General features: G+C 33.8%; 21 protein-coding genes and 1 pseudogene. 9 read left to right on the top strand and 13 right to left on the bottom strand.

Annotated elements, in window-relative coordinates; genetic code table 11:
• Nucleotides 1-22: 22 nt before the first annotated feature.
• On the bottom strand, nt 23-718 hold the full coding sequence (locus tag MKX66_RS20290) for a YjjG family noncanonical pyrimidine nucleotidase (RefSeq protein ID WP_044438384.1): 696 nt from the start codon (nt 716-718) through the stop codon (nt 23-25).
• Nucleotides 719-825: 107 nt separating this feature from the next.
• Between MKX66_RS20290 and MKX66_RS20285 the strand changes: the two genes are divergently transcribed.
• Complete coding sequence (locus MKX66_RS20285) at nt 826-1497, top strand: transcriptional regulator YeiL (protein WP_061673833.1); 672 nt, start codon at nt 826-828, stop codon at nt 1495-1497.
• A 58-nt stretch (nt 1498-1555) separates the two neighbouring features.
• On the opposite strand, the gene MKX66_RS20280 is transcribed toward MKX66_RS20285, so the two are convergent.
• The 3 genes from MKX66_RS20280 to MKX66_RS20270 all read right to left on the bottom strand — a co-directional run bounded on the left by MKX66_RS20280 (nt 1556) and on the right by MKX66_RS20270 (nt 4612).
• Nucleotides 1556-2182, bottom strand: a complete 627-nt coding sequence (locus MKX66_RS20280; protein ID WP_002167303.1) for an FMN-dependent NADH-azoreductase — start codon at nt 2180-2182, stop codon at nt 1556-1558.
• Between the two features lie 190 nt (nt 2183-2372).
• Nucleotides 2373-3020 carry a response regulator gene (locus MKX66_RS20275; RefSeq protein WP_002016393.1) on the bottom strand — a complete coding sequence of 216 codons (648 nt, stop codon included), beginning with the start codon at nt 3018-3020 and terminating at the stop codon, nt 2373-2375.
• A 20-nt stretch (nt 3021-3040) separates the two neighbouring features.
• Nucleotides 3041-4612 carry a GAF domain-containing sensor histidine kinase gene (locus tag MKX66_RS20270; protein WP_341086967.1) on the bottom strand — a complete coding sequence of 524 codons (1572 nt, stop codon included), beginning with the start codon at nt 4610-4612 and terminating at the stop codon, nt 3041-3043.
• A 134-nt stretch (nt 4613-4746) separates the two neighbouring features.
• Between MKX66_RS20270 and pdxK the strand changes: the two genes are divergently transcribed.
• Complete coding sequence (gene pdxK / locus MKX66_RS20265) at nt 4747-5571, top strand: pyridoxine/pyridoxal/pyridoxamine kinase (protein WP_002016397.1); 825 nt, start codon at nt 4747-4749, stop codon at nt 5569-5571.
• Nucleotides 5572-5682: 111 nt separating this feature from the next.
• Here pdxK and MKX66_RS20260 read toward each other — a convergent pair whose 3' ends face one another.
• The 8 genes from MKX66_RS20260 to MKX66_RS20225 form a co-directional block, all read right to left on the bottom strand.
• Nucleotides 5683-6738: a diguanylate cyclase gene (locus MKX66_RS20260; RefSeq protein WP_341086964.1), complete on the bottom strand. Its 1056-nt coding sequence runs from the start codon at nt 6736-6738 to the stop codon at nt 5683-5685.
• 146 nt (nt 6739-6884) lie between these two features.
• Nucleotides 6885-7088, bottom strand: a complete 204-nt coding sequence (locus MKX66_RS20255; RefSeq protein ID WP_002130134.1) for a YbdD/YjiX family protein — start codon at nt 7086-7088, stop codon at nt 6885-6887.
• Complete coding sequence (gene cstA, locus MKX66_RS20250) at nt 7081-9156, bottom strand: carbon starvation protein CstA (protein WP_341086962.1); 2076 nt, start codon at nt 9154-9156, stop codon at nt 7081-7083. Before cstA ends, MKX66_RS20255 begins: the two co-directional genes overlap by 8 nt.
• 122 nt (nt 9157-9278) lie before the next feature.
• The gene (locus MKX66_RS20245; protein ID WP_002089871.1) at nt 9279-9995 is read right to left on the bottom strand and encodes a LytR/AlgR family response regulator transcription factor; all 717 of its coding nucleotides are present in this window, start codon (nt 9993-9995) and stop codon (nt 9279-9281) included.
• A gap of 208 nt (nt 9996-10203) precedes the next feature.
• Entirely contained in the window at nt 10204-11403 is a 1200-nt protein-coding gene (locus tag MKX66_RS20240; RefSeq protein WP_002016404.1) for an MFS transporter, read from the bottom strand.
• Between the two features lie 153 nt (nt 11404-11556).
• Nucleotides 11557-12297 (bottom strand): WecB/TagA/CpsF family glycosyltransferase, encoded by a 741-nt coding sequence (locus MKX66_RS20235; RefSeq protein ID WP_002016406.1) that lies wholly within the window; start codon nt 12295-12297, stop codon nt 11557-11559.
• Between the two features lie 21 nt (nt 12298-12318).
• Complete coding sequence (locus tag MKX66_RS20230) at nt 12319-13428, bottom strand: glycosyltransferase family 4 protein (protein WP_113733709.1); 1110 nt, start codon at nt 13426-13428, stop codon at nt 12319-12321.
• A gap of 95 nt (nt 13429-13523) precedes the next feature.
• A complete protein-coding gene (locus tag MKX66_RS20225) occupies nt 13524-14975 on the bottom strand; it encodes an O-antigen ligase family protein (RefSeq protein ID WP_341086961.1) in 1452 nt (483 codons plus the stop codon).
• Between the two features lie 495 nt (nt 14976-15470).
• On the opposite strand from MKX66_RS20225, the gene MKX66_RS20220 reads away from it, so the two are divergent.
• The 3 genes and pseudogenes from MKX66_RS20220 (at nt 15471) to MKX66_RS30915 (ending at nt 17525) form a co-directional block, all read left to right on the top strand.
• Complete coding sequence (locus tag MKX66_RS20220; protein ID WP_002034964.1) at nt 15471-16103, top strand: trimeric intracellular cation channel family protein; 633 nt, start codon at nt 15471-15473, stop codon at nt 16101-16103.
• A gap of 123 nt (nt 16104-16226) precedes the next feature.
• Nucleotides 16227-16721, top strand: a pseudogene (locus tag MKX66_RS30920) (protoglobin family protein); the annotation flags it as partial.
• A 102-nt stretch (nt 16722-16823) separates the two neighbouring features.
• The gene (locus MKX66_RS30915; protein ID WP_002184479.1) at nt 16824-17525 is read left to right on the top strand and encodes a methyl-accepting chemotaxis protein; all 702 of its coding nucleotides are present in this window, start codon (nt 16824-16826) and stop codon (nt 17523-17525) included.
• 91 nt (nt 17526-17616) lie between these two features.
• Here the strand turns inward: MKX66_RS30915 and MKX66_RS20210 are convergent, their stop codons facing one another.
• Nucleotides 17617-18930, bottom strand: coding sequence for a glycosyltransferase family 39 protein (locus tag MKX66_RS20210; protein WP_341086958.1), 1314 nt, complete (start codon nt 18928-18930; stop codon nt 17617-17619).
• A gap of 366 nt (nt 18931-19296) precedes the next feature.
• Here MKX66_RS20210 and MKX66_RS20205 point away from each other — a divergent pair, with 366 nt between their 5' ends.
• From MKX66_RS20205 to MKX66_RS20190, 4 genes are all read left to right on the top strand, one after another.
• Nucleotides 19297-19809 (top strand): acyl-CoA thioesterase, encoded by a 513-nt coding sequence (locus tag MKX66_RS20205; RefSeq protein ID WP_000412118.1) that lies wholly within the window; start codon nt 19297-19299, stop codon nt 19807-19809.
• A 218-nt stretch (nt 19810-20027) separates the two neighbouring features.
• Nucleotides 20028-20756: a glycosyltransferase family 2 protein gene (locus MKX66_RS20200; RefSeq protein WP_002143936.1), complete on the top strand. Its 729-nt coding sequence runs from the start codon at nt 20028-20030 to the stop codon at nt 20754-20756.
• Between the two features lie 6 nt (nt 20757-20762).
• Entirely contained in the window at nt 20763-21107 is a 345-nt protein-coding gene (locus tag MKX66_RS20195; RefSeq protein WP_002016417.1) for a DUF2304 domain-containing protein, read from the top strand.
• A 231-nt stretch (nt 21108-21338) separates the two neighbouring features.
• Nucleotides 21339-22319, top strand: coding sequence for a glycosyltransferase family 2 protein (locus MKX66_RS20190; RefSeq protein WP_088040506.1), 981 nt, complete (start codon nt 21339-21341; stop codon nt 22317-22319).
• The last annotated feature ends 44 nt before the right edge of the window (nt 22320-22363 follow it).

Below are 22363 nucleotides of genomic sequence, written 5' to 3'. Positions count from 1 at the left end.
CACTGATTAAAGTTTCACTTTATTACACATGCTGCTTTAATAGCGCGTATAACGCTTCAAAACTATGCACTTCATATGTTGGCACAATCTCGCTATTATTTGGTTTCTTTTCTGAATTAAACCAACAAGTATCAATTCCCGCTACATATCCACCTTTAATATCGGCACTTAACGAATCCCCAATAATGAGCCCTTCTTCAAAAGCGAAATTAGGAATCCTTTCAAAAACATAATCAAAATACTCTTCCATCGGCTTTTGGAATCCCGTATCTTCAGAAACAAAAATATCTTTAAACAATGAATGTAATCCTGCATTACGTAAACGTTTATCTTGCGTCTTAGAAATACCGTTTGTCACTATATATAAATCATACTCATTTTGAATTTGATTTATAAATTCAAATGCACCTTGCATGAGTTGGTTTCCCTCTTCTAAGTAGCTACGATAATTATTTTCGAATAATATCCCATCTACTTCTTCCCCGTACTCTTTAAACAAAATCGAAAATCGTGTATTTACGACTTCATCACGGTTTATTTCACCTTCTTCAAAAGCATCCCAAAGGCTTTTATTAATTTTTTTATACTGCGCTTCAACCTCGCTAGTTAAAGGAATCCCTTTCTCTTCAAAGAGCATACGTAACGCCACTTTCTCCGCCTTCTGAAAATCTAACAATGTATCATCTACATCAAATAGCAATGTTTTATATTTTTTCATAAACCCCTCACACTCTCTTTTCTACAAAAACAAATTTACATAAATCGTATCATTCTTCCTTGTAAAAATAATAGGAGATATCTCATACTACAAACAGGGGTGAAAATATGAAAATCAGTAAAAATGAGAAAGAAATTTATCAACACATGCAAATTCATCAATTCCATACTCTTTTTTCCTTTCATGTCTTACCATATGTAGAACTACATTCTTTTCAAAAGAAAGAGATGATATGTAAGGAGGGAGTCGACCTCCCTTATCTCTATTACTTAATTTCCGGGAAAGCAAAAATATATATGAGCCATAAAAATGGGAAAGTCTCTTTAATTAATTTTATTCAAGCACCTTCATTCATTGGAGAATTAGGATTAATTGGCGTAGAATCTGTTACGAAAGCGGTTGAGGTGATTGAAGATTGTATTTGCTTAGCGCTTCCTCTTAAAGATTGTCAGCATCTTTTATTGCAAGATGCTACCTTTCTACAGAAACTATGCAAATTTATTGGAGAAAAAACAATTATCCGAACAGAAAATTACGCCAAAAACTATAGTTATCCATTTGAAAACCGATTAGCTGCGTTCATTCTATTAACGGAACAAAATAGTTGCTATACCGAAAAACATACTGAGGCCTCAGAATACTTAAACGTCAGTTACCGCCATCTTTTATATGTATTAAACCAGTTTTGCCAGCAAAACTATTTAAAAAAAGAAGGCCGAACATATTATATACAAGATCGAAATCAATTAGAAAAACTTGCTGACGAGCTAAAAATATAAAAAACAGCATTAACATAAAAGTTAATGCTGTTTTTTTGAGTGGCGATTATAATTTTAATTAAAATTTGCTTGCTACTTTAGCTGCTTCTTCAAGACCTGCTGCAATGATCTCTTCTGCTTTATCTGGGAATTGGTTATGTCCTTCAATAACTACTGTTTCCATGTTTGTTGCACCGAAGAAGCCCATCATGCTCGCTACATATTTTACAGCCATTTCCATTTCAGCTGCTGGTCCTTCAGAATATACGCCGCCGCGTGCATTTAATAACGCAATCTTCTTATCTCCAATAAGCCCAACTGGACCTTCTGGTGTATATTTAAACGTTTTACCGGCACGGTTTAAATAATCAATATACGTGTGTAATACGGCTGGAATCGTTAAGTTCCATAATGGGAAACCGAAAACTACTTTATCAGCTTCTAAGAATTGATTTAAATACTTATCAGCAACTGCTACCACTTTTGCTTCTTCTTCTGTTAAATCAAATCCTCTACCTGCTTTGAATGTACCATTAATCATATCTACGCCTACATATGGTAATTCTTCTTTATATAAATCAAGTTCTACCACTGTATCATTTGGATGCGCTTCTTTATAGTTTGCTAAAAATGCCTCGTATAATTTCACACTAACTGCTTGTTCCGCTGGGCGGTTGTTTGCTTTTACAAATAAAACTGTTGCCATTGTTTTTCCTCCTACTACTCACTCTTATGTTGTTATATATCACTTACGAAAAAGGGTACTCCCTTATAATTATTGTTGCTTACAAATACATTTTATCTTTATATCAAAACAATTACGTCCTCACATAGACGTATTTTTCCATAAAAAAAGTCCACCTTCTAAAGGCGAACTAGGTCTTACGACTTTTGTCTTATACGATTCCATTTTTCACTGCATATAATGCTGCTTGTGTGCGATCGGATAAATGTAACTTACTCAAAATACTACTCATATGAGCTTTTACCGTTTTTTCTGTAATAACTAAAACAGAAGCAATTTCTTTATTACTCATCCCTTTCGCCAATAACTGCAATACTTCATTTTCTCTCGCTGTTAATACATCCACTTGAACGGAAGGTTCTTCTTCTTTCTCTTCCTGTGGTAATGTTTGAGAAAGAAGGGCATTTGCTATATCTGGATGTAATTGAATATTACCTTTATACGCGCTTCGAATAGCTTCAACAAGCTGATCTGGTTCGATATCTTTTAAAATATAACCGCTCGCCCCAGCTTTTAGTGCCGGCAATACATGAGCTTGATCAGAGAAACTAGTCAATACAATTACTTTCACGTTTGGATATTCTTTTTTAATACAAGCTGTTGCCTCAATTCCATCCATCTCAGGCATATATAAATCCATTAATACGACATCTGGACTTGTTTCGCCTACTTTCACTAGCGCCTCTTTCCCATTATTTGCTTCACCAACTAATTCAAAATCTTCCTGTGTGCTTAGAAAAAATGCTAATCCTTTTAAAACAACTGTATGATCATCAACTAACAATACTTTTATTTTCACAAACTTCCCTCATTTTCACATCATAATGGTACATTTACTTTTATACTCGTTCGTTTCTTACTACTTACAATTTTAATTGTTCCACCAACTAATTCTACTCTTTCACGCATCGTAGTCATACCGAGTGATTTCTTCTCTTTTATATCCTTTTCTACAAACCCATTTCCTTGATCGACTATTTCTAATGATACATTTTTCTCCGTCACTTTGAAATAAATCGTCGCTTCTCTTACATTCGCATGCTTACTTACGTTATTTAAAGCTTCTTGTCCAATTCGCCATAGCGCTTCTTCTACTACACGCGGCAAATCACGTACACCTGTAACTTGTTCCCGAATTTTCAATCCTAAACTTTCACCATATTGCTTTAAAGCTGGTAATAACCCTTTCTCTAATCCAGCCGGACGGAGCTGCCAAATTAATGTCCTCATTTCTTTTAAGGCACCTTGTGCTAATTCACGCATCTCATACAAAGACTGATCTACCTTTTCGTTTTGACCCTTTAAGACAGCTTCAGCGCCTTTCGTCATAAACGTTAATGAAAACAACTTTTGTGAAACAGAATCATGTAAATCTCTAGCTAAACGATTACGCTCTTCCATTCGTACAAGTTCGCGGCGTTTTTCATTTAATCTTAAGTTCTCTATCATTAATGAAATATGATTTGCTAACGCTTGTACTACATCTATCGTATTTATATCAAATTCTCCATTATTAGAACTTACACTTAATACTCCAAATATATGATCTTGAATATGTATCGGAATAGCGATAACTGCCCTATTGGGATGCTCTATATTCCCAACCTGACGCTTTGACAAGACAGACTCTTCTTTTTCCAACGCTTCCTGTGCTGCTGCCCTCAAATCATCTTGTAGTTCACCTTTCTTATAAGAAGCTCTCACAGCTAGTTCATTTTCTTCTCTAATAAAGAATACAACTTGCTCCCATAGAAATAAGCTCCCTATTTGCATTACAATCTCTTCTGGTAATGCATTAAATTTATGAATTGTCCTTAAAGCTTGAATAAAGCGTTCTAACTTTACATAATAATGAGCTCTTCTCTTTTCATTTTCATACAGTTTTGTACGCTTTAATGCCGTTCCAATTTGAAAGGCAACTGATTGTAATAGTACTAATTCTTCTTCCGAAAAATGCGTTTTACCTGGGCTAGCTACATTTAACACGCCAAATTCATCTTCTCCCGCTTTTAGCGGTACTGTCGCATGATGTACAATCCTTTCTGTATCTCCCCAGTTGTATTCAATCGCATTATTAATTCTCTTACATTCAATAATATTAACTGCTCGCTCTAGTTTTCCTTCCACAAAGCGGTGTAAGCACCAGCAATTCCCCTCACACATCGGTCGTTTATTTTCGAATTTCAATCCCTCTGGTAATTGGTAATCAATTAATTTTGTATATCTACCATTTTCATCCGCAAGGAAAATCCATCCTGTCGTTAAACCAGTTACATTCAACAGCTTTTCCAGCACAGCTTGAAGTACGTGATATGTATCATTTGAGGTATTCAACGTTTCTGCAATCTCTTTTAATATAACTAATTCATTTGTACGATTCTCTTGAAACATAATTCGTCTCCTACATACAAGATTTTAAATAGTACTTAACATAAATCATCTACTTTTCACTTTGTACTTATTCGTAACATTGATATAATGGTGAAAACATAGTTTTCATTATATCACTTGAGGGGGCTTTCATAATGACATTGAATAAGGCACTTACTATCGCTGGTTCTGACACAAGTGGCGGTGCTGGTATACAAGCAGATTTAAAAACATTCCAAGAACTTGGTGTATACGGAATGACATCTCTTACGACAATCGTAACGATGGATCCACATAACGGTTGGGCACATAACGTATTCCCAATCCCAGCTTCTACATTAAAACCACAATTAGAAACGACAATTGAAGGCGTTGGCGTAGATGCTTTAAAAACGGGTATGCTTGGATCAGTAGAAATTATCGAAATGGTTGCGGAAACAATTGAAAAGCACAATTTCGAAAATGTAGTAGTTGATCCTGTTATGGTATGTAAAGGAGCGGATGAAGCGTTACATCCTGAAACAAATGACTGCTTACGTGACGTTCTTGTTCCAAAGGCATTAGTCGTAACGCCAAACTTATTTGAAGCATATCAATTAAGTGGTGTGAAAATTAATTCTCTTGAGGACATGAAAGAAGCTGCAAAAAAAATCCATGCTTTAGGCGCTAAATATGTACTGATTAAAGGTGGTAGCAAACTAGGTACAGAAACTGCTATTGATGTGTTATATGACGGCGAAACATTCGATCTTCTAGAATCAGAAAAGATTGATACGACAAATACACACGGTGCAGGTTGTACATATTCTGCTGCAATTACAGCAGAACTTGCAAAAGGAAAAACGGTGAAAGAAGCAGTAAAAACTGCGAAAGAATTCATCACAGCTGCAATTCGTCATTCATTTAAGATTAACGAATATGTAGGACCAACACATCACGGTGCATACCGCAAATTCGTTGCACCGAAAGAACTTGTCTAACATAAAGCTTTTTATTAATAAATTTAAAAATAGATTAAAACCCACAGAACATTTATTGTTCTGTGGGTTTTAATTACTTTACAGAAATGTTTTAAAGTACTCCCCAAATTCCTATGATGCTGAACTAACCTTGTTTCTACCATTTCTTTTTGAATAATATAACGCATCATCCGCTGATTGAATAAATTGCTCAGGTGATTTTTTATATTCTGAAAGCCCAACAGAAACTGTAATTTTAATTTTTTCCCCATTTTGCAGTTGAAATGAATGCTTTTCAACTGCTAGTCGAATTTGTTCCCCTATACGAGTTCCAAATGCTATCATTTTTTTCGGTAACAACAGAGCAAACTCTTCGCCACCCTTTCGAAAGACTAAATTTGGGAATGGTGTATTTTCTAACAAAATACGCCCTAGTTGTTTTAACACTTCATCTCCAGCAGGATGACCGTACGTATCATTTACATACTTAAAATGATCAATATCTATAAGCAATAAACAAAGTGAATCATTCTTCATATGTTTGTTACCAATATGACGATTCATCTCTAAATCAAACTGTCTTACATTTCCTAGATTCGTTAATGCATCTATCGTTGCATAATGCCTCATCGTTTGAAATAATTCATTGGATTGCAATACGTAACTTGCACTTACAAATGTGATGTATCCTGCAACAATACTACAAACAAAATATAATACCACTACAGATACATCCTTAAATAAAATAGACAGTGGTAATATTAAAATAGACAAGCTATACACATTAAGCCATATCCACTTTGTAAATATAGAAATTTTCATCCGCCAAATGAAGACAATACCAATTCCGGTTACTATGATGGTATAGCAAGCCAATTCAGAGGCTAAAGAGTAATCAGTAAAAAGTAGCCGAGTTATTAAAATGATAGCAACTGTTATACTACTGGCTATCGGCCCCCCAATTATAACTGCCAAAATAACTGCCAAGTAACGTAAATCCAACAGACTATCTTCAATATGTACACCAAAATGCATTAATAATACACCTAATATCCCAGTAAAAATACCTACTACACATTTTTGCCAAACAGCGAATCCCTCTTTTAACGGCTTATCTCTTAAAAGCTGAGCACCCACAAAGATAAAGGACAGAATAATTGTCATATTTACAAATAGATCTCTGAACATAAAATAATCTCCCTACTTTTTCTTTTCCTTCTATCCCCTTCTATATGTTATTGTATTACGAAATCCCTATAATTCCCAAACTTTTTATTTTATTGTTCCACGTGGAACAGCAAAATAAAAAAGGAGACGAAATTTCGTCTCCTCCATTAACAACATCGCGATATCTTTCCGCCTTTTGCATTAAATCTAGCTTCTTGTGCCTCAGCAAAAAATTGCTTTTGACATAGAATTTTCTCTTCTGGATGATTTATTTTCATGTGATTTACATACGTTTCATAACTTGGAACTCCGACAAGTAAACTAATAAATTGCTTTCTCTTTCCCCATACGTTCCGTAAATTTTTAAGCATAGTTCCTCGACTCACTTTCATCTTTTGGAATATATGGTGCCTCTTTTAATGGCATTGGCTTATTTCTTAATACTTGAATCCAAATTCGAAGTGCAGAAATTAATACAGCAATTACAACTATCATAAAAATTCCACAAAGTGCCGCATCAATATAGTCATTAAAAATAATTTGTTTCATTTGCGCAACATTTTTAGCTGGAGCTAATATCTTACCATCATCTAATGCTCCCTGAAATACTTTCGCATGTGATAGAAATCCTATTTTAGGATTTTCATGAAATAACTTTTGATAACCAGCTGTCATCGTTACAATAAGTAATCCTATAGTCGGAATAAGCGTTACCCAAACGTATGCCTTTTTCCCCATTTTGAATAAAATTGTCGTTCCAAGTAATAGTGCAATCCCCGCTAACATTTGATTTGCAATACCGAAAAGTGGCCATAGCGTATTAATTCCACCGAGAGGGTCAACCACCCCTTGATATAAGAAGTACCCCCAGCCTAATACGCATAACGTTGTAGCAACCACATTCGCTATTGTGGAATCTGTTTTCGCAAACGGCTTGTACACATGCCCTAAAATATCTTGAATCATAAATCGTCCTACACGTGTTCCAGCATCAATCGTTGTTAAAATAAATAGTGCTTCAAAAAGAATGGCAAAATGGTACCAAAATGCCATCATCGCCGTTCCACCTATTACTTGTGAGAATATATGTGCCATACCAATTGCTAATGTTGGTGCGCCACCTGTACGTGATAAAATGGTCTGTTCTCCGACGTTAACAGCAAGTTCTTTTAATTCATTCGGTGTAATAGCAAATCCCCACGAAGAAATAACTTGAGCCGCTTGTGATACATCTGTTCCGATCAGTGCTGCTGGACTATTAATTGCAAAATAAGTTCCTGGTGTTAATACACAAGCTGCAATCATAGCCATCGCTGCTACAAATGATTCCATTAACATTGCCCCATAACCAATTGGCTGTGCATGACCTTCTTGCTCAATCATTTTCGGCGTCGTACCTGATGAAACGAGAGCGTGGAATCCAGAGACAGCACCGCAAGCTATTGTAATAAATAAGAACGGAAATAAATTCCCGGAGAAAACAGGGCCTGTTCCATCAATAAACTTAGATACTGCCGGCATCTTCAAATCTGGAGCTACAATTAAAATACCAATTGCTAATCCAAGTATCGTTCCTATTTTTAAAAATGTACTTAAATAATCACGTGGTGCAAGGAGCATCCAAACTGGTAATGCCGATGCAATGAATCCATATACGATAAGCATAATAGCAATTGTTTCACCACTAAAAGTAAACATACTTGCAAGTGTTGGATTTTCTGCTACATACTGTCCACCAATAAGCGATAGGACTAGTAGAACAATACCGATTACTGATCCTTCCCCTACTCGCCCTGGTCTAATGTAACGCATGTAAACTCCCATTAAAATAGCAATTGGAATTGTTGCTGCGATTGTAAACATTCCCCATGGGCTTCCAACAAGTGCCTTCACAACTACTAAAGCTAATACTGCTAATAAAATTATCATAATACCTAAAATACCAATCATCGCAATTAATCCTGTAACAGGACCAATTTCATCTTTAATCATTTCTCCTAATGATTTACCATTACGTCTCATTGAAGCAAATAAAATTACAAAATCTTGTACAGCTCCGGCAATAACTACCCCAACAATAATCCAAATAGTCCCAGGTAAATACCCCATCTGCGCCGCCAAAATTGGTCCTACTAAAGGACCTGCCCCTGCAATCGCAGCGAAGTGATGTCCGAATAAAACCCATTTATTTGTTGGAACATAATCCTTCCCATCATTTAACGTATGAGCAGGCGTTTGCCTATTATTATCTAGGCCAAAAACTTTCCTTGCTATAAATCTACTATAAAAGCGATAAGCAATCGCATACACTGATACAGCAGCAACTAATAGCCATACAGCATTAATTGTCTCACCTTGTGATAAAGCTATTACACCAAAAGCAGATGCTCCTACCGCTGCAATAACTCCCCAAAGTAAAATTGATTTCAATGTTTTCACGTACAATCCCCCCATTACTACTTCTTAGAGGAGATTGTACTAAATTTTCTGAATATTTAATTTGAATCCTCCTTATCATGAAGGATTTCTAGGCTATTATGTTAAAATTCTCTCATTACTTGTCATAGCTCAATTTTATTTCGAAGCCGTTTTACATAATTACGGCTTACTGGAATCGGTTGCTCATCGTACCTGTCTAAATGCAAATTATACGTGCCGTTATAATAAGGTTTAAGTTCTTGTACATATGACATATTAATTAAATAGCTTTTATGTACACGTAAAAAATCATATGCATTTAGTTTATTTTCTAATTCCTGGAGTGTGTATGTTGAAATATACTGATTATTCGTTGTATAAATTGAAACGGTTTTATTTTCCTTATTTTTACTAATATATACAATATCCTCCGGGAGAATATATCTAATCCCCTCATGGCCTTCTATCGGCAGTTTACGCAGATGACTCTTTGCTTTCTCACCTTGTTCTTTTCCCATTTTATATAAAATGAATTGTAAATCTTCTTCACGAAATGGTCGTAATAAATAATAAAACGCTTGGAAACGAAAAGCTGTAATTGCCTCTTCTATATCCTCACCAATAAAAATAAATTTCGTATAACAATTCACTTCTCGTAACAAACTCGAATATTCAAAACCAGTACCATCCATTAATTGCGAATTTAAAAAAACAAAATCAGGTGTATGTTTTTTCATTATTAGCAAAGATTCTGTTCCAGTTTTCGCTTCAAAACATTCTACATTTCGAATGTTTTCAGTAAAGTTCTCAACTAATTTTCTTCGCTCTTCTGTTTCTTCCATGATAAGTAAGATTTTCATTTATCCAGCCACCTAATTCCTTTGTCCATATGTCTTGTTGTATACATTCGCTTTAGTAAGAAACATTCCCTTTTTCTTACTATACCATTATTTATCTAAAAAAACAGAAAAAAGGAAACCACTTTGGTTCCCCTTTTCTTTTATCCCGATTGGTGCGGGCTAATAATCAGTGGTTGATGGACAAAACACCACTGATTAAGGTTTCTCTTTATACTAATTCCCTCTGTTTCGTTTCTTGACCAAGTATAACTACAGCAAGTGCCCCAATTAAAATTGATCCACAGAAAATCGTAAATATTAGCGATAGTGAAGCTTGTGAAGCAACTAAATACCCTACTAATAGTGGTCCAAGAATACCACCAATACGCCCAAATGCAGCTGCCATTCCTGCACCTGTACCGCGAATAGTTGTTGGATACTGTTCCGGTGTATAAGCGTATAATGCACCCCAAGCACCTAAATTAAAGAAGGATAGTAACATACCCGCCACTATTAATGCTGTTAATGAATCCGCAATTCCGAACACATAAGCACTACATGCTGTACCAATTAAATACGTAACCAATACAAATTTACGACCAAGACGTTCAATAAACCATGCAGCTGTGAAATATCCTGGGAGTTGAGCTAAAGTCATAATGAGTACGTACTGAAAACTTTTTATTAAACTAAAGCCTTTCAGTACCATTACACTAGGTAACCAAAGGAACATTCCATAATAGGAAAAGACCACACAAAACCATAGAATCCATAACATAATTGTTGCTTTACGATATTCTCCAGACCAAACCGATTTTATATTTTCAATAACAGATGGCCTTTTTGCAACCTTTTGGAACCTTGGAGAATCGGGTAAATTCCATCTTAAATATAAAGCATATAACGCTGGAACTGCACTTAATACCATAGCAACTTCCCAACCGTATTTAGGAATAACAAAATATGAGATAAGAGCTGCGATTAACCAACCACCAGCCCAAAAGCTTTCTAATAGTACAACTATTTTTCCACGTTCGTGCGCTTCAACACTTTCTGATACAAGAGTAGATGCAACTGGAAGTTCCCCGCCAAGTCCCATACCAATTAAAAAGCGTAAAACGAGGAACATCGCGAATGTCGTCGTTAAAGCAGTTAAACCACTACCGATAGAAAATAGTAATAATGTAATAATAAAGACCGATTTCCGTCCTATTTTATCTGATAGTATCCCAAAAAGGAGTGCTCCTACTGCCATACCAATTGAATTAACGCTACCTATCCAACCCATTTCTTGAGTACTTAATCCCCAATCTTTTTGGAGTGCTACGATTACAAATGAAAGCATTCCAACATCCATTGCATCAAATAGCCAGCCAAGCCCTGCTATACCAAGTAGCTTTCGCTTCGAAATTTCTTTTACCTTGCTCACAAGAAGTCCTCCTTACACAGGTGTCTTTACACATCATTTTACATGTGTGTATTGCATAAGTAAAATACTTTCTTATAAAAATTCTCCTTCATCATTCCCAAAAAGTAAAATGTTTATCAAAAATAAACAAATAAAAAAAGTAGCGATGTTCCGCTACTTTTTTGAACGCATTACTTCTTTTAAAAATTCAGCTAATACTAACTGACGACGCCAACGTGTTGGATTACTACATAATCTGTAAAACCACTCTAAATGAATAGATTGAATCCATTTTGGCGCACGTTTTACCTCTCCAGCCCACACATCTAAACTACCGCCTACTCCAACAGCCATTTTCGTTTCTAAACGATGCTTATTGTTTTGGATAAAGTTTTCTTGTCTTGGAAAGCCAAGTGCAACAAGTAATAGATCTGGTTTTGCCTCTTGAATACGTGAAACAATATTCTCTTCTTCTTCTTGTTTAAAATATCCATCTTGTATCCCCACGATAGATGCAGCCGAATATGTCTTCGTTAAATGATCAGCCGCGGCTTGTACAACATGTGGTTTTGCACCTAATAAGAAAACAGATACTGGTTTATTCTCTTCTGATAACTTCGCAAATAAATTACACATTAAATCAAAACCTGCTACACGTTCTTTTACAGGTGTACCAAGCATACCACTTGCTTTTACAACCCCAATACCATCAGGTGTAATTAAATCGGTATTTAGTAATGTTTTATGGAACTCTTCATCCTTTTTTGCACACATAACAATTTCAGGATTTGCTGTTACTACCTGAAAAGTATGAGTTTGCTCCAATTCTAGTTGTTCCTTTAAATATTGGACCGTTTCATCCATTGTCATTGTAGAGAAAGGAACACCTAGAATATCAACCGTTTGTACTGCCATATTTAACTATCCTCTCTATCATTAAAAGTTTTTCGCTATTAATTGCTTATATGTTTCTTTCGTATCTTCATATAATTTTTGAAGTGAGAAGTTCATAGTAGCATGCTCATAAATATGCTTGCCCATTACTGATAACTCTCCAGTTTTCCACTTATCATACGCCTCTTCTAATGCCGATGCCAATGCTTTTCCATCACCAGTTGGTACAATCCACCCATAAGTTTCATCTGCAATTAACGGTTCGATTTCTCCAGCTCTAGTCACAATTGATGGTACACGTTGATTTGCCGCTTCTAATAAAACTAATGGAAATCCTTCGCTATGGGAAGTTAACAAATTGACATGTGATGAAGCAAATAATTGTTTCACATCTTGACGATGCCCTAAAAATTCAACTTTATCATTAATCCCTTTTTCAGTAGCTAACGCCTTTAGTTCTCTTTCTAACGGCCCGTCACCAACTAATAACACTTTAATTTTCTCCAATTTCGTTTGTTGTAACGCATCGAATAAAACTTCATGTCCTTTAACAGGATGCAAACGCGCTACTTGGATTGCCGTAAACACATCTTCATCAATATTAAACATTTCCTTTTTATTATAGCCATCTGCTTTTTCCTGATCATATTCAATCCCGTTATAGATAACATGCATCTTTTCATTTGAAATACCTAATGCGGCTAAGCTTTTTTTCAACCTATTCGTTACAACAAAAAACAAATCTATATTTTTTAAAGCTTTCAAATTTAATTTAGTAAAAATCCAGCCTTTTAAGCCTTGTTTAGTAAAGTCTTGAAATGGATCACTATGAATTGTCGTAACCCATTTTGCCGCGAATTTCTTCTTCATTAGAGAAACAAAGAAATTCGCCCTAGGACCGTGTGTATGAACTACATCAAATTTTTCTTTATTAATGAATTCACTTATGTTCTTTAAAATGGATAAATCATAGCGAGATTTTTGTGAAAACACATGAACTTTTATTCCTAGCTCTCTTGCTTCTTTCGCAACAATTCCATCTTCAAATACTGCTAATTCTACTTCACCATCCGGAAACTGATCGAGCAGTGAAATAATATGTGTTTTTCCTCCACCATCTTCTGCCCCTGCATTCATATGCAATATCCTCATATTTTTTCCTCCTTTAAATCCTCGCTACATTTCCATCTATCTTTATTTTACTGTACTAAAAAATAAAAGCTAACAAAAGTTAGCTTTTATTTTTATCATTCAATTTCTAAATCTACAATTAGACAAGCTAACACCACTACAAAGTAAATCCCTACTCCTGGTGCTGTCAAAATATGTCCTGCAATATATGCAATACCTAATGCTAATACTAAGCTTGCTGTAATCATTCCATATTTCACATTAAATATTTCCTTAAATCTTGTAACAAATGCTAGTAGGATTCTTACGCCGTAATAAATAAATGGAATCATCATTAACGCAAAACCAATAATTCCGAAATCATAAAACCAATCATGGAAGTCCATTTCGATTAGCTTCGGATCTGGCTCTTTTTGTTCATTATACTTAAAGTTACCTGCGTAACCCATTCCAAATAATTTTTGTGACATTGGCGCTTCTTTAAAGAACTGCTTATGTCGCTCTTCATATACTTGACGTCCACTGAAAATAAGATTTTCTTGATTTTCTTTCTTTTGCTCTTTCTCAAGCTCTTTCTTAACTTCAGCTTCTACCTTCGCCTTTTCTTCTGGTTTCTCAACTTTATGTTGTTTTTCTTCTTTTTTAATTTTCTCTTTAATTTCTTTTTCTTTTTGATCTTGCTGCGCTACATTTTGTTCTGATAAATAGTTGTTATGAATACCCATATTTTGTGCTAATGGCGTCATTTTAAACGTTCCAACAACACCAGCTAATAGGAAAATAGCAATTAATCCATTAAGTACAAGAGACCTTTTGTTTGGATTTCTTCTATCAAATAATAATTGTAGTACGATAATCCCGATTGCTGCTGCTAACGTAGCACCAATTGAGCCCATCCCTACTTTCGTACCAACTTGAATTAACGAGTAAATCATTAAAAGCGATGGAATCCAATATAAAACGTGTTTCACGCTCTTTGTTTTTTGAATAGAATATAGTACCACAATAGGGAAAATAATAGCTAAGATTGACCCTAGTTCATTACCTGCATAGAACCACCCTCGGGAACCAACTTTCATCCATTCATAACTACCGAAATCTGTACCTGTCGTAATAGAAATAACCATAACAGCACTAATAATTAATGTTGAATACATAATGTTATTTCTAACTTTATCGCTAATATTTACTGTTTTCTTTAGTGATTTTAAAGCTAAAATGTATGAACCAAGCATAATATATATATACAATGCTTTTCCAATGAATTTAACTTCTTCTGCGAGTACAATAGGACTCTTGATTAACTTGTTATTAATAAACCCTATTCCTAATGCAGCTCCTAGTAATACAAGATAAATCAAAAACTTCCTATTTTCTCTTTCTTTTGCCTGAATTAAAATATAGATACCGCCCATTGCCATAATGAGGAATCTGACCATAATTCCAACTGTCGCATTTACTTTTAATAACTCAATGCTAAGAGACGTTAATAAATCTAAAACAGGCTGTAAAATAATAAAAAAGAGCAAAAAATGCTCAAATCTAACCCTAGCTTGATTTGCTAACATTCCAAGACCTCCATACAAAATCTTCACATTATCTTTTAATCATAGTTTTCTACTGTTTAAACACACCTAGCAATTATAACATAACTCATATTTAAATTGAGAACTATTTTTCATGCCGAAACTAGTCAAGTCCAGCATTATTAGTAACCGAAAACATTGTCCTTTAGCTATCCTTCCCTCTCCCTATAAAAACTATCTAACACATATGCACTTATTTTCGACCGTACAGAAATATTTCTTTATCATTTTATACAAATGTACAAATCAGACTTATCTTATTGTACCATCCCTCCAACTAAGCTACATCAAAAAACTATACTATTAATCTTTCCACACTTTTTCGCTTTACTTTATTGCTACTTATCAAGCATTTTCAAACGCTTTCTTTAGCTATTTCATCCATTTTTCTACATGTAGCGAAAAGTAATTGTTATTTCCAAAACTTTAGTGTATATTTTTTCTCTGGAACATCTTTAAGAGGAAGGAATTAAAGCCATGTTATTAATCGATATATTTACGTTTCTTGGCATTATCGCCGCTGCCATTTCTGGTACATTAGTTGGTTTAAAAAAAGATCTAGATTTATTTGGTGTCCTTTGTTTAGCTGTAGCTACTGCGCTCGGCGGCGGTATTATTCGTGATATTATGATTGGTAACCTGCCTCCTGTCGCATTTGTAAAACCCATTTACTTTTTCGTAAGTGTACTATCAGCATTATTCACATGTATGTTTTTTGAGCGCATTAATAAACTTCAAGTCGTTATTATGCTTTCTGATGCTGTTGGTTTAGGGGTATTTACAGCTATTGGTGCAAATGCAGCAATGTCACATCACGTTGACGCCTCGTTTTTAGTCGTTTCAATGGGAGTTATTACAGGTATTGGGGGCGGTATTTTACGTGACATTTGCGCTCAAGATATCCCGTATGTATTCCGAAAAGAGATATATGCAATTGCTTCTATTCTAGGAGCAGTTAGTTTCTTAATTACACATGCAATGGGGGCACACATATTAGCTTTCTATGTCTGTTTATTAGTAACATTCGTTATTCGTGTAGTCACCGTAATATATAATGTACATTTCCCAGTTTTCTTTAAAACACATGCAAAAATTAATAAAGGCCATTAAGAGAATTCTACATAGAATTCTCTTAATTTATATACAATTCCATATACTATAGAGTAATTGTATATAAAAATATATAATTACATTAGAATAAAAAATGAAAACGTTTTATAAACAGGGGGAAGAATGATGCTTGGGGTTTTTAAAAAAAATAAAACAAACACCAGTATAATTGAATTAAGCAAAGGCCAACAAATCATATTTAACGTGCCTGCTAATTCTGAACTAAAAACTCAAATGGATATGCTACATATTTCAAAGGAAGATTTACAAATTGTTAAAGTATTACAGCCATTTATTTATGAGGAAATAGATTGGATAACAGAAAAATTCTACACCAACATCACAAAACAACCTAATTTAATTGCTGTTATTGAACGCTACAGCTCTATTCCCAAATTAAAACAAACTTTAAAGACACATATTAAAGAATTGTTCAGCGGGAATATGAATGAAGATTTTATTAAACAACGTGTTAAAATTGCAAAAAGGCACGTACAAATTGGTTTACATAGAAAATGGTATACCGCTGCTTATCAAGAATTATTTCGCTCCGTCATAAAGATTTTGCAAACGAAAATTTCAACGATAGACGATTTTTCTTATTCTATAAACGTAATAAATAAATTATTCACATTAGAACAAGAACTTGTTATTGCAGCTTATGAATCCGAATATGAAAGAATCCAAAAAGAACATGAAAAAGAAAAAGAACTGACAACTATGACGATTACACATATTGCAACAGAACTAGCGGCAGTATCTGAAAAAACAAGCTCTTCTATTCAACAGTTAACATCTAAATCAGAAAGTATCGTAGGAATTGCAAAAACAGGTACATCATTAGCTACGACATCAGAAGAAAAGGCCAATAAAGGAAAAGAACAATTAAATTTGCAAAACAAACGAATGGAAAGCATCCAAACGAATATGGAAACTATCATTACTGATACTCATGAACTTCTTGATATTTCTAACAAAATTAACGAAATCATTGATATTGTAAAATCAATTGCCGAGCAAACAAACTTACTAGCATTAAATGCTGCTATTGAATCTGCACGTGCTGGCGAATTTGGTAAAGGTTTTTCAGTCGTAGCGGGAGAAATCCGAAAGTTATCAGAGCAAACGAAAGAATCAATTTCCAACGTTACAAAACTCGTTGAAAAAACTAATGAACAAATTATACACGTCTCTTCTTCCGTTGAACAAATAAGCTCTCTCGTATCTGAAGGGACAGATAGTATGCATGCGACAGATCAATATTTCCAAGAAATCGTAAAAGATATGTCTAACTCTAAAGAACAAAATAAAAAAATTGAAAATGAATTAGAGACTATCTCACAAGTAATGAAGAGTATTCAAGACGATTCCTCAACAATGGCCTTAACAGCGGATAATTTACAACTAGAACTAAACCGATAAGACGAATCGATACAAAGTGGAGATTCGTCATCTCCGCTTTGCATTCATCCTTATCATCCATCTACAAAAAAAGAATCCAAAATGGATTCTTTTATTTTCTGAAAAATATTTTTTGGCAATAAAAATAACTCATATAAACACCAAAGCTTTGTAAAATAAACAAAGCTGGCATAATAATATTATAATATGCCATATCTACTCGGAAGAGCCTTAACGACACGTATCCGGTAATTAATAATACAAACAACATATATCCTTCATTTTGCTGTTTCCTAATTAGAAAATGTAATAAAGCTATGGCCATAAATAATGTCACCACTATATATATAAGCTTTTCACATTTAAAAATAATAGAATTTATTCCCTCGTCTGAAAGCTGGTTAATAACTGGTTTTAACAGTTTAAATCTTTCTACTTCCATTTCTTTTAACTCTTGATCAATGTGCTCTTTTACACTTTTATTTTTGGATGTTTTTTCTTCATTTTGACTTTTTCCAATTAAAACAGATTGAACATAAGTCTGATTAGAAATCGTATACTGTGACATTCCCATCATCTTGATACCATAGCTCACACCAAAATGAGTACTATAAAACAGAATAAGTATTCCCATCATTTTTAATAGTAATTTTTGTTTCGTTGCTGATTGAAATAATTCAATTAACAGCACATATACAACTATAAAAATAGGTAAAAATAACCCCATTGGGAAAATCATATTGCTAAGCGCAAATAAAATGGCTGAAATTACCCACATATAAGGATGGTCTAATCCCTTATATAAAAATATGTAACAAGCACAATAAAATAAAAATATTGCGAGTGATTCCGCCGTTAATACAGAACTCATAAATATATTTGGAATATATAAAGCGTAAAACATTGATGCAATACGACCACACTCTTCTCCAAAGACCATTGACGCAATGCGATAAATGAAAAATGCAGTTCCTGTACAAAATAAAATATTAAATAATTGTAAAGCGAATACCATATCACCAAATATACGAATGATGATCGATTCATAAATAATAAAAGGTAACTGTGCTATATTTTCTATATTATTGCCAATTGCAATCTGCTTTGCAGACTCATACATAGCCTTCATATCACCTATCATTGGAACATCTACAAATAGAACTGTGATAAGTCTTACAACTATAGATATGCTTATAAGAAAAACAAGAAATTGTTTATCTGTAAAACGATATTGCAAAATTGATGCTACTAACAAAATAAGAATAACAAAAATCACTAATACAATTGTTATACTTGTTGTACTTCCTCCAAAAAATTGCTTACTTGTTTCAAAAGCCGACCAACAACTATAGACAAAAAATGCGAGCATCGCACCAATCATTATTTTACTGAAGAAAGACGAAAAATTTGTTCTTATATGATTCATATGTCCATTGCACCTCTACTTCCATTCATAACAAAACGATTCTATCATGAATAAGCACAAGGTTAATAGGGAATTTCTATGACAAATACATAGTCATTACTTTTTCACTTGCAATGTAAGCGAATCCTCTTTTACACTACATTTTATATATGATAAATTTTCTTTCAGTTACATGAATACAAATACAGAAATTTCAATAAAGTGAAACTTTAATCCACGGGGGTTTTGTTCATCCCCCACTGACTATTAGCCCGCAAATAGTGGGATAATCCTCTTTTGGAACACTTTACTTCATTAAATATCTAATATGGGTACTCCACTTACACATGTCACTCTGATTGAAAACAGAAAATAGGGGATGAATATATGGAAAAGAAATTCATGCGAGAATCAAAAGCAATTAAAACAACACGTGTTTTTCCTAACGATTTAAATAATCACCAAACACTTTTCGGGGGGAAATTATTAGCAGAAATTGATAGTATAGCTTCAATTGCAGCTGCGAGACACAGCCGCAAACATTGCGTAACAGCATCTATCGATTCCGTTGATTTTTTAACTCCAATTCACCAAGCAGATTCTGTTTGTTATGAAGCATTCGTATGTTATACAGGAAAATCTTCAATGGAAGTTTTCGTAAAAGTAATTGCAGAGGATCTACTAGCAGGCGAGCGTAGAATGGCCGCAACGTGTTTCATTACATTTGTCGCATTAAAAGACGGAAAACCTTCATCTGTACCACAAGTAATTCCTGAAACAGAGGAAGAACATTGGCTACATACAACTGGTTCAGAGCGTGCAGAAAATAGAAAAAAAGGACGTTTGAAAAGTAAAGAAATGGCTGAAGTGTTAACTTTAAGTAAGCCTTGGAATATGTAACATTAGGATTTTATATTATACATGCACAGGTTTTTTCTTCCTTGCATGTATTTTTTATTATAATAAAGTGTTACACCTTAGCGTTTTTATTCGATGCCTGTTTCCTAAAATCACCCATCAGCTTTTCCTTTATTTTGTTATGCTATTAATGGTATATTAAATAATGTTCGTTTAAAAATAACCATAATACGATTAAGTATATAAGGGATGGTGCGATAATGTCTATTGAGGTACCAATTTCAATACCAAAAACGTTAATTATTATTCCAGCGTATAACGAGGAAGAAGCAATTACAGATACATTAACAAGATTATTAGAACTAAAACAGCATTTTACAGCATTAAGCATTTGCGTTATTAATGATGGATCAAAAGATAAAACAGCTCAAATCGTAAAAGATTTCCCTGTTCATCTCGTTAATTTACCATATAATCTAGGTATCGGTTCAGCTGTACAAACTGGATATAAATACGCTTATGAGAACGGATATGATATTGCGATTCAGTTCGATGCTGATGGACAACATAATCCTGATGATTTATACAAAATCATACAGCCTATTGCCGAGGATCAATGCGATATGGTGCTGGGTTCACGTTTTACAGAAAAAACAGCATATAAAGGTAGTATTTCCCGAAGAATCGGTATTTTTTATTTTACCGCTCTATTGAAAGTACTAACAAAACAAACATTTATGGATCCAACTTCTGGGTATCGTGCTATCAATCGAGAAGTAATTAAGATTTTTGCACACAATTATCCAAAAGATTATCCGGAGCCAGAAGTCCTTATTCATTTAAAAAAGAAAAAACTCCGCATTAATGAAATATCTGTAAATATGCAAGAGCGACAAGGTGGACAATCTTCCATCACTCCCCTTAAATCTGCATATTACATGGTTAAGGTAAGTCTTGCTATATTGATGCAAAAAATCGTGAAAGGTTGATAATAAATGCATATAATTACCTTTTCATTTATCTTTATTTTATTACTATTCTTCTTAATTATTAATTCCATTCGTCGTGGGACTTTAGAAACAAAATATGCTATTTTATGGATTTTCGTTTGTGTTGCAATGGCTATTTTAAGTTCTACGGATAAAATTATAAATTGGATTGGAAAACTATTAAAAGTAGAATATCCTCCGTCCATTTTATTCTTATTCGGACTATTATTCTGTTTTATCCTAATTTTTGACCTGACGAGAAAAATCTCCAAATTACACCATCAACTTGTAACATTAACGCAAGATTATGCATTATTAAAACAAAAATTAAAGATAACAGATAAAGAATAACTTCCTAACTAAATACTAATATATAAAAGCTCCTGAATTTTGCTTGAAAAATTCAGGAGCTTTTATCATTTCAAATTATTTCTTTCTAATTATAAGAGATACCACAATAGAAAGTTGATTTACAAAGTTTATATGCGTTAAACTTATACAGATGTTCTTGTAGTCTTCTTCCTTTCAAAAGGCTTGTATATATGGTACAAAACATAAAAAATTTGAGGAGATAAAAACTCTATGATGGAACAAAAACAACTCGTTTCCGTTGTCATACCTCTGTATAATACGGAAAAATATATTGAAGAAACGATGCAATCAATACTAGATCAAACATATAAAAACATTGAAATTGTAATTGTAGATGATGGAAGCAAAGATCAATCACCTTCTATCGTAAAAAATCTTGTACAAAAGTACCCAGGACAAATAAAATACGTCCCTCAAGAAAATCAAGGTGTTTCTGTTGCTCGTAATACAGGAATTGAAAATGCTAGCGGAGAATATGTTGCTTTTCTTGATAGTGATGATTTATGGAATCCAACAAAAATCGAAAAACAAGTTGAAAGCATGCATAAAAACAACATGAACGCTTGTTATTGTGGCTATATGAACTTTTACGAAGAGACTGGTGAAAAAGTTGAGCACACGACAAACTTTATTAAAGGTGATATGACAAAAGCTTTCTTAACGCATCAAGTTGTTGCTCAGACGAGCACTTGGATTTTCAAAAGATCTATCGTGATGGATCATAATATTCGTTTCACACCAGGATGTAGCTGGGGAGAAGACTTAGAATTTCTATTTAAATTAATGAGTGTAACAAATGTATGCTATGTAGATGAATATTTAACATATTATCGAATCTTATCCGAAGGAAATCTTTCTTCAAAGTATAAAGATTATGAATTAAAAACAGCAAAAGAATTAGAAGTATTTAATCGCATGAAGGATTGGGTTCATAATAAATCAAAAGACTTGATCGTGAATGATTCTACAGAACTTATTGAAATCCTTGAAACTTATCTATTCCCATATACAGTCATTAACAATGCTTGTATATACATTAAAGGAAGCTCTAAGTTAGATAAATCACAAGTTCAATTAATCAAGGGCGATATAAATAAATATTGTCGCAAAATTTATTCGAAAAATGGAAAACGAAGCAAAAAGCTATACGCAATGCTTTGGTTTGTACGAATAAAGTTTATGTTTTCTTAAATAAAGAATACGTTTTTAAACATACTTTCCGTAAACAAATCAAA

The organism is Bacillus sp. FSL R9-9530, assembly GCF_038008145.1.
Lineage (GTDB): Bacteria > Bacillota > Bacilli > Bacillales > Bacillaceae_G > Bacillus_A > Bacillus_A mycoides.
The sequence above is the reverse complement of the archived record's forward strand: the minus strand, read 5'-3'. Positions and strand labels throughout refer to the sequence as shown.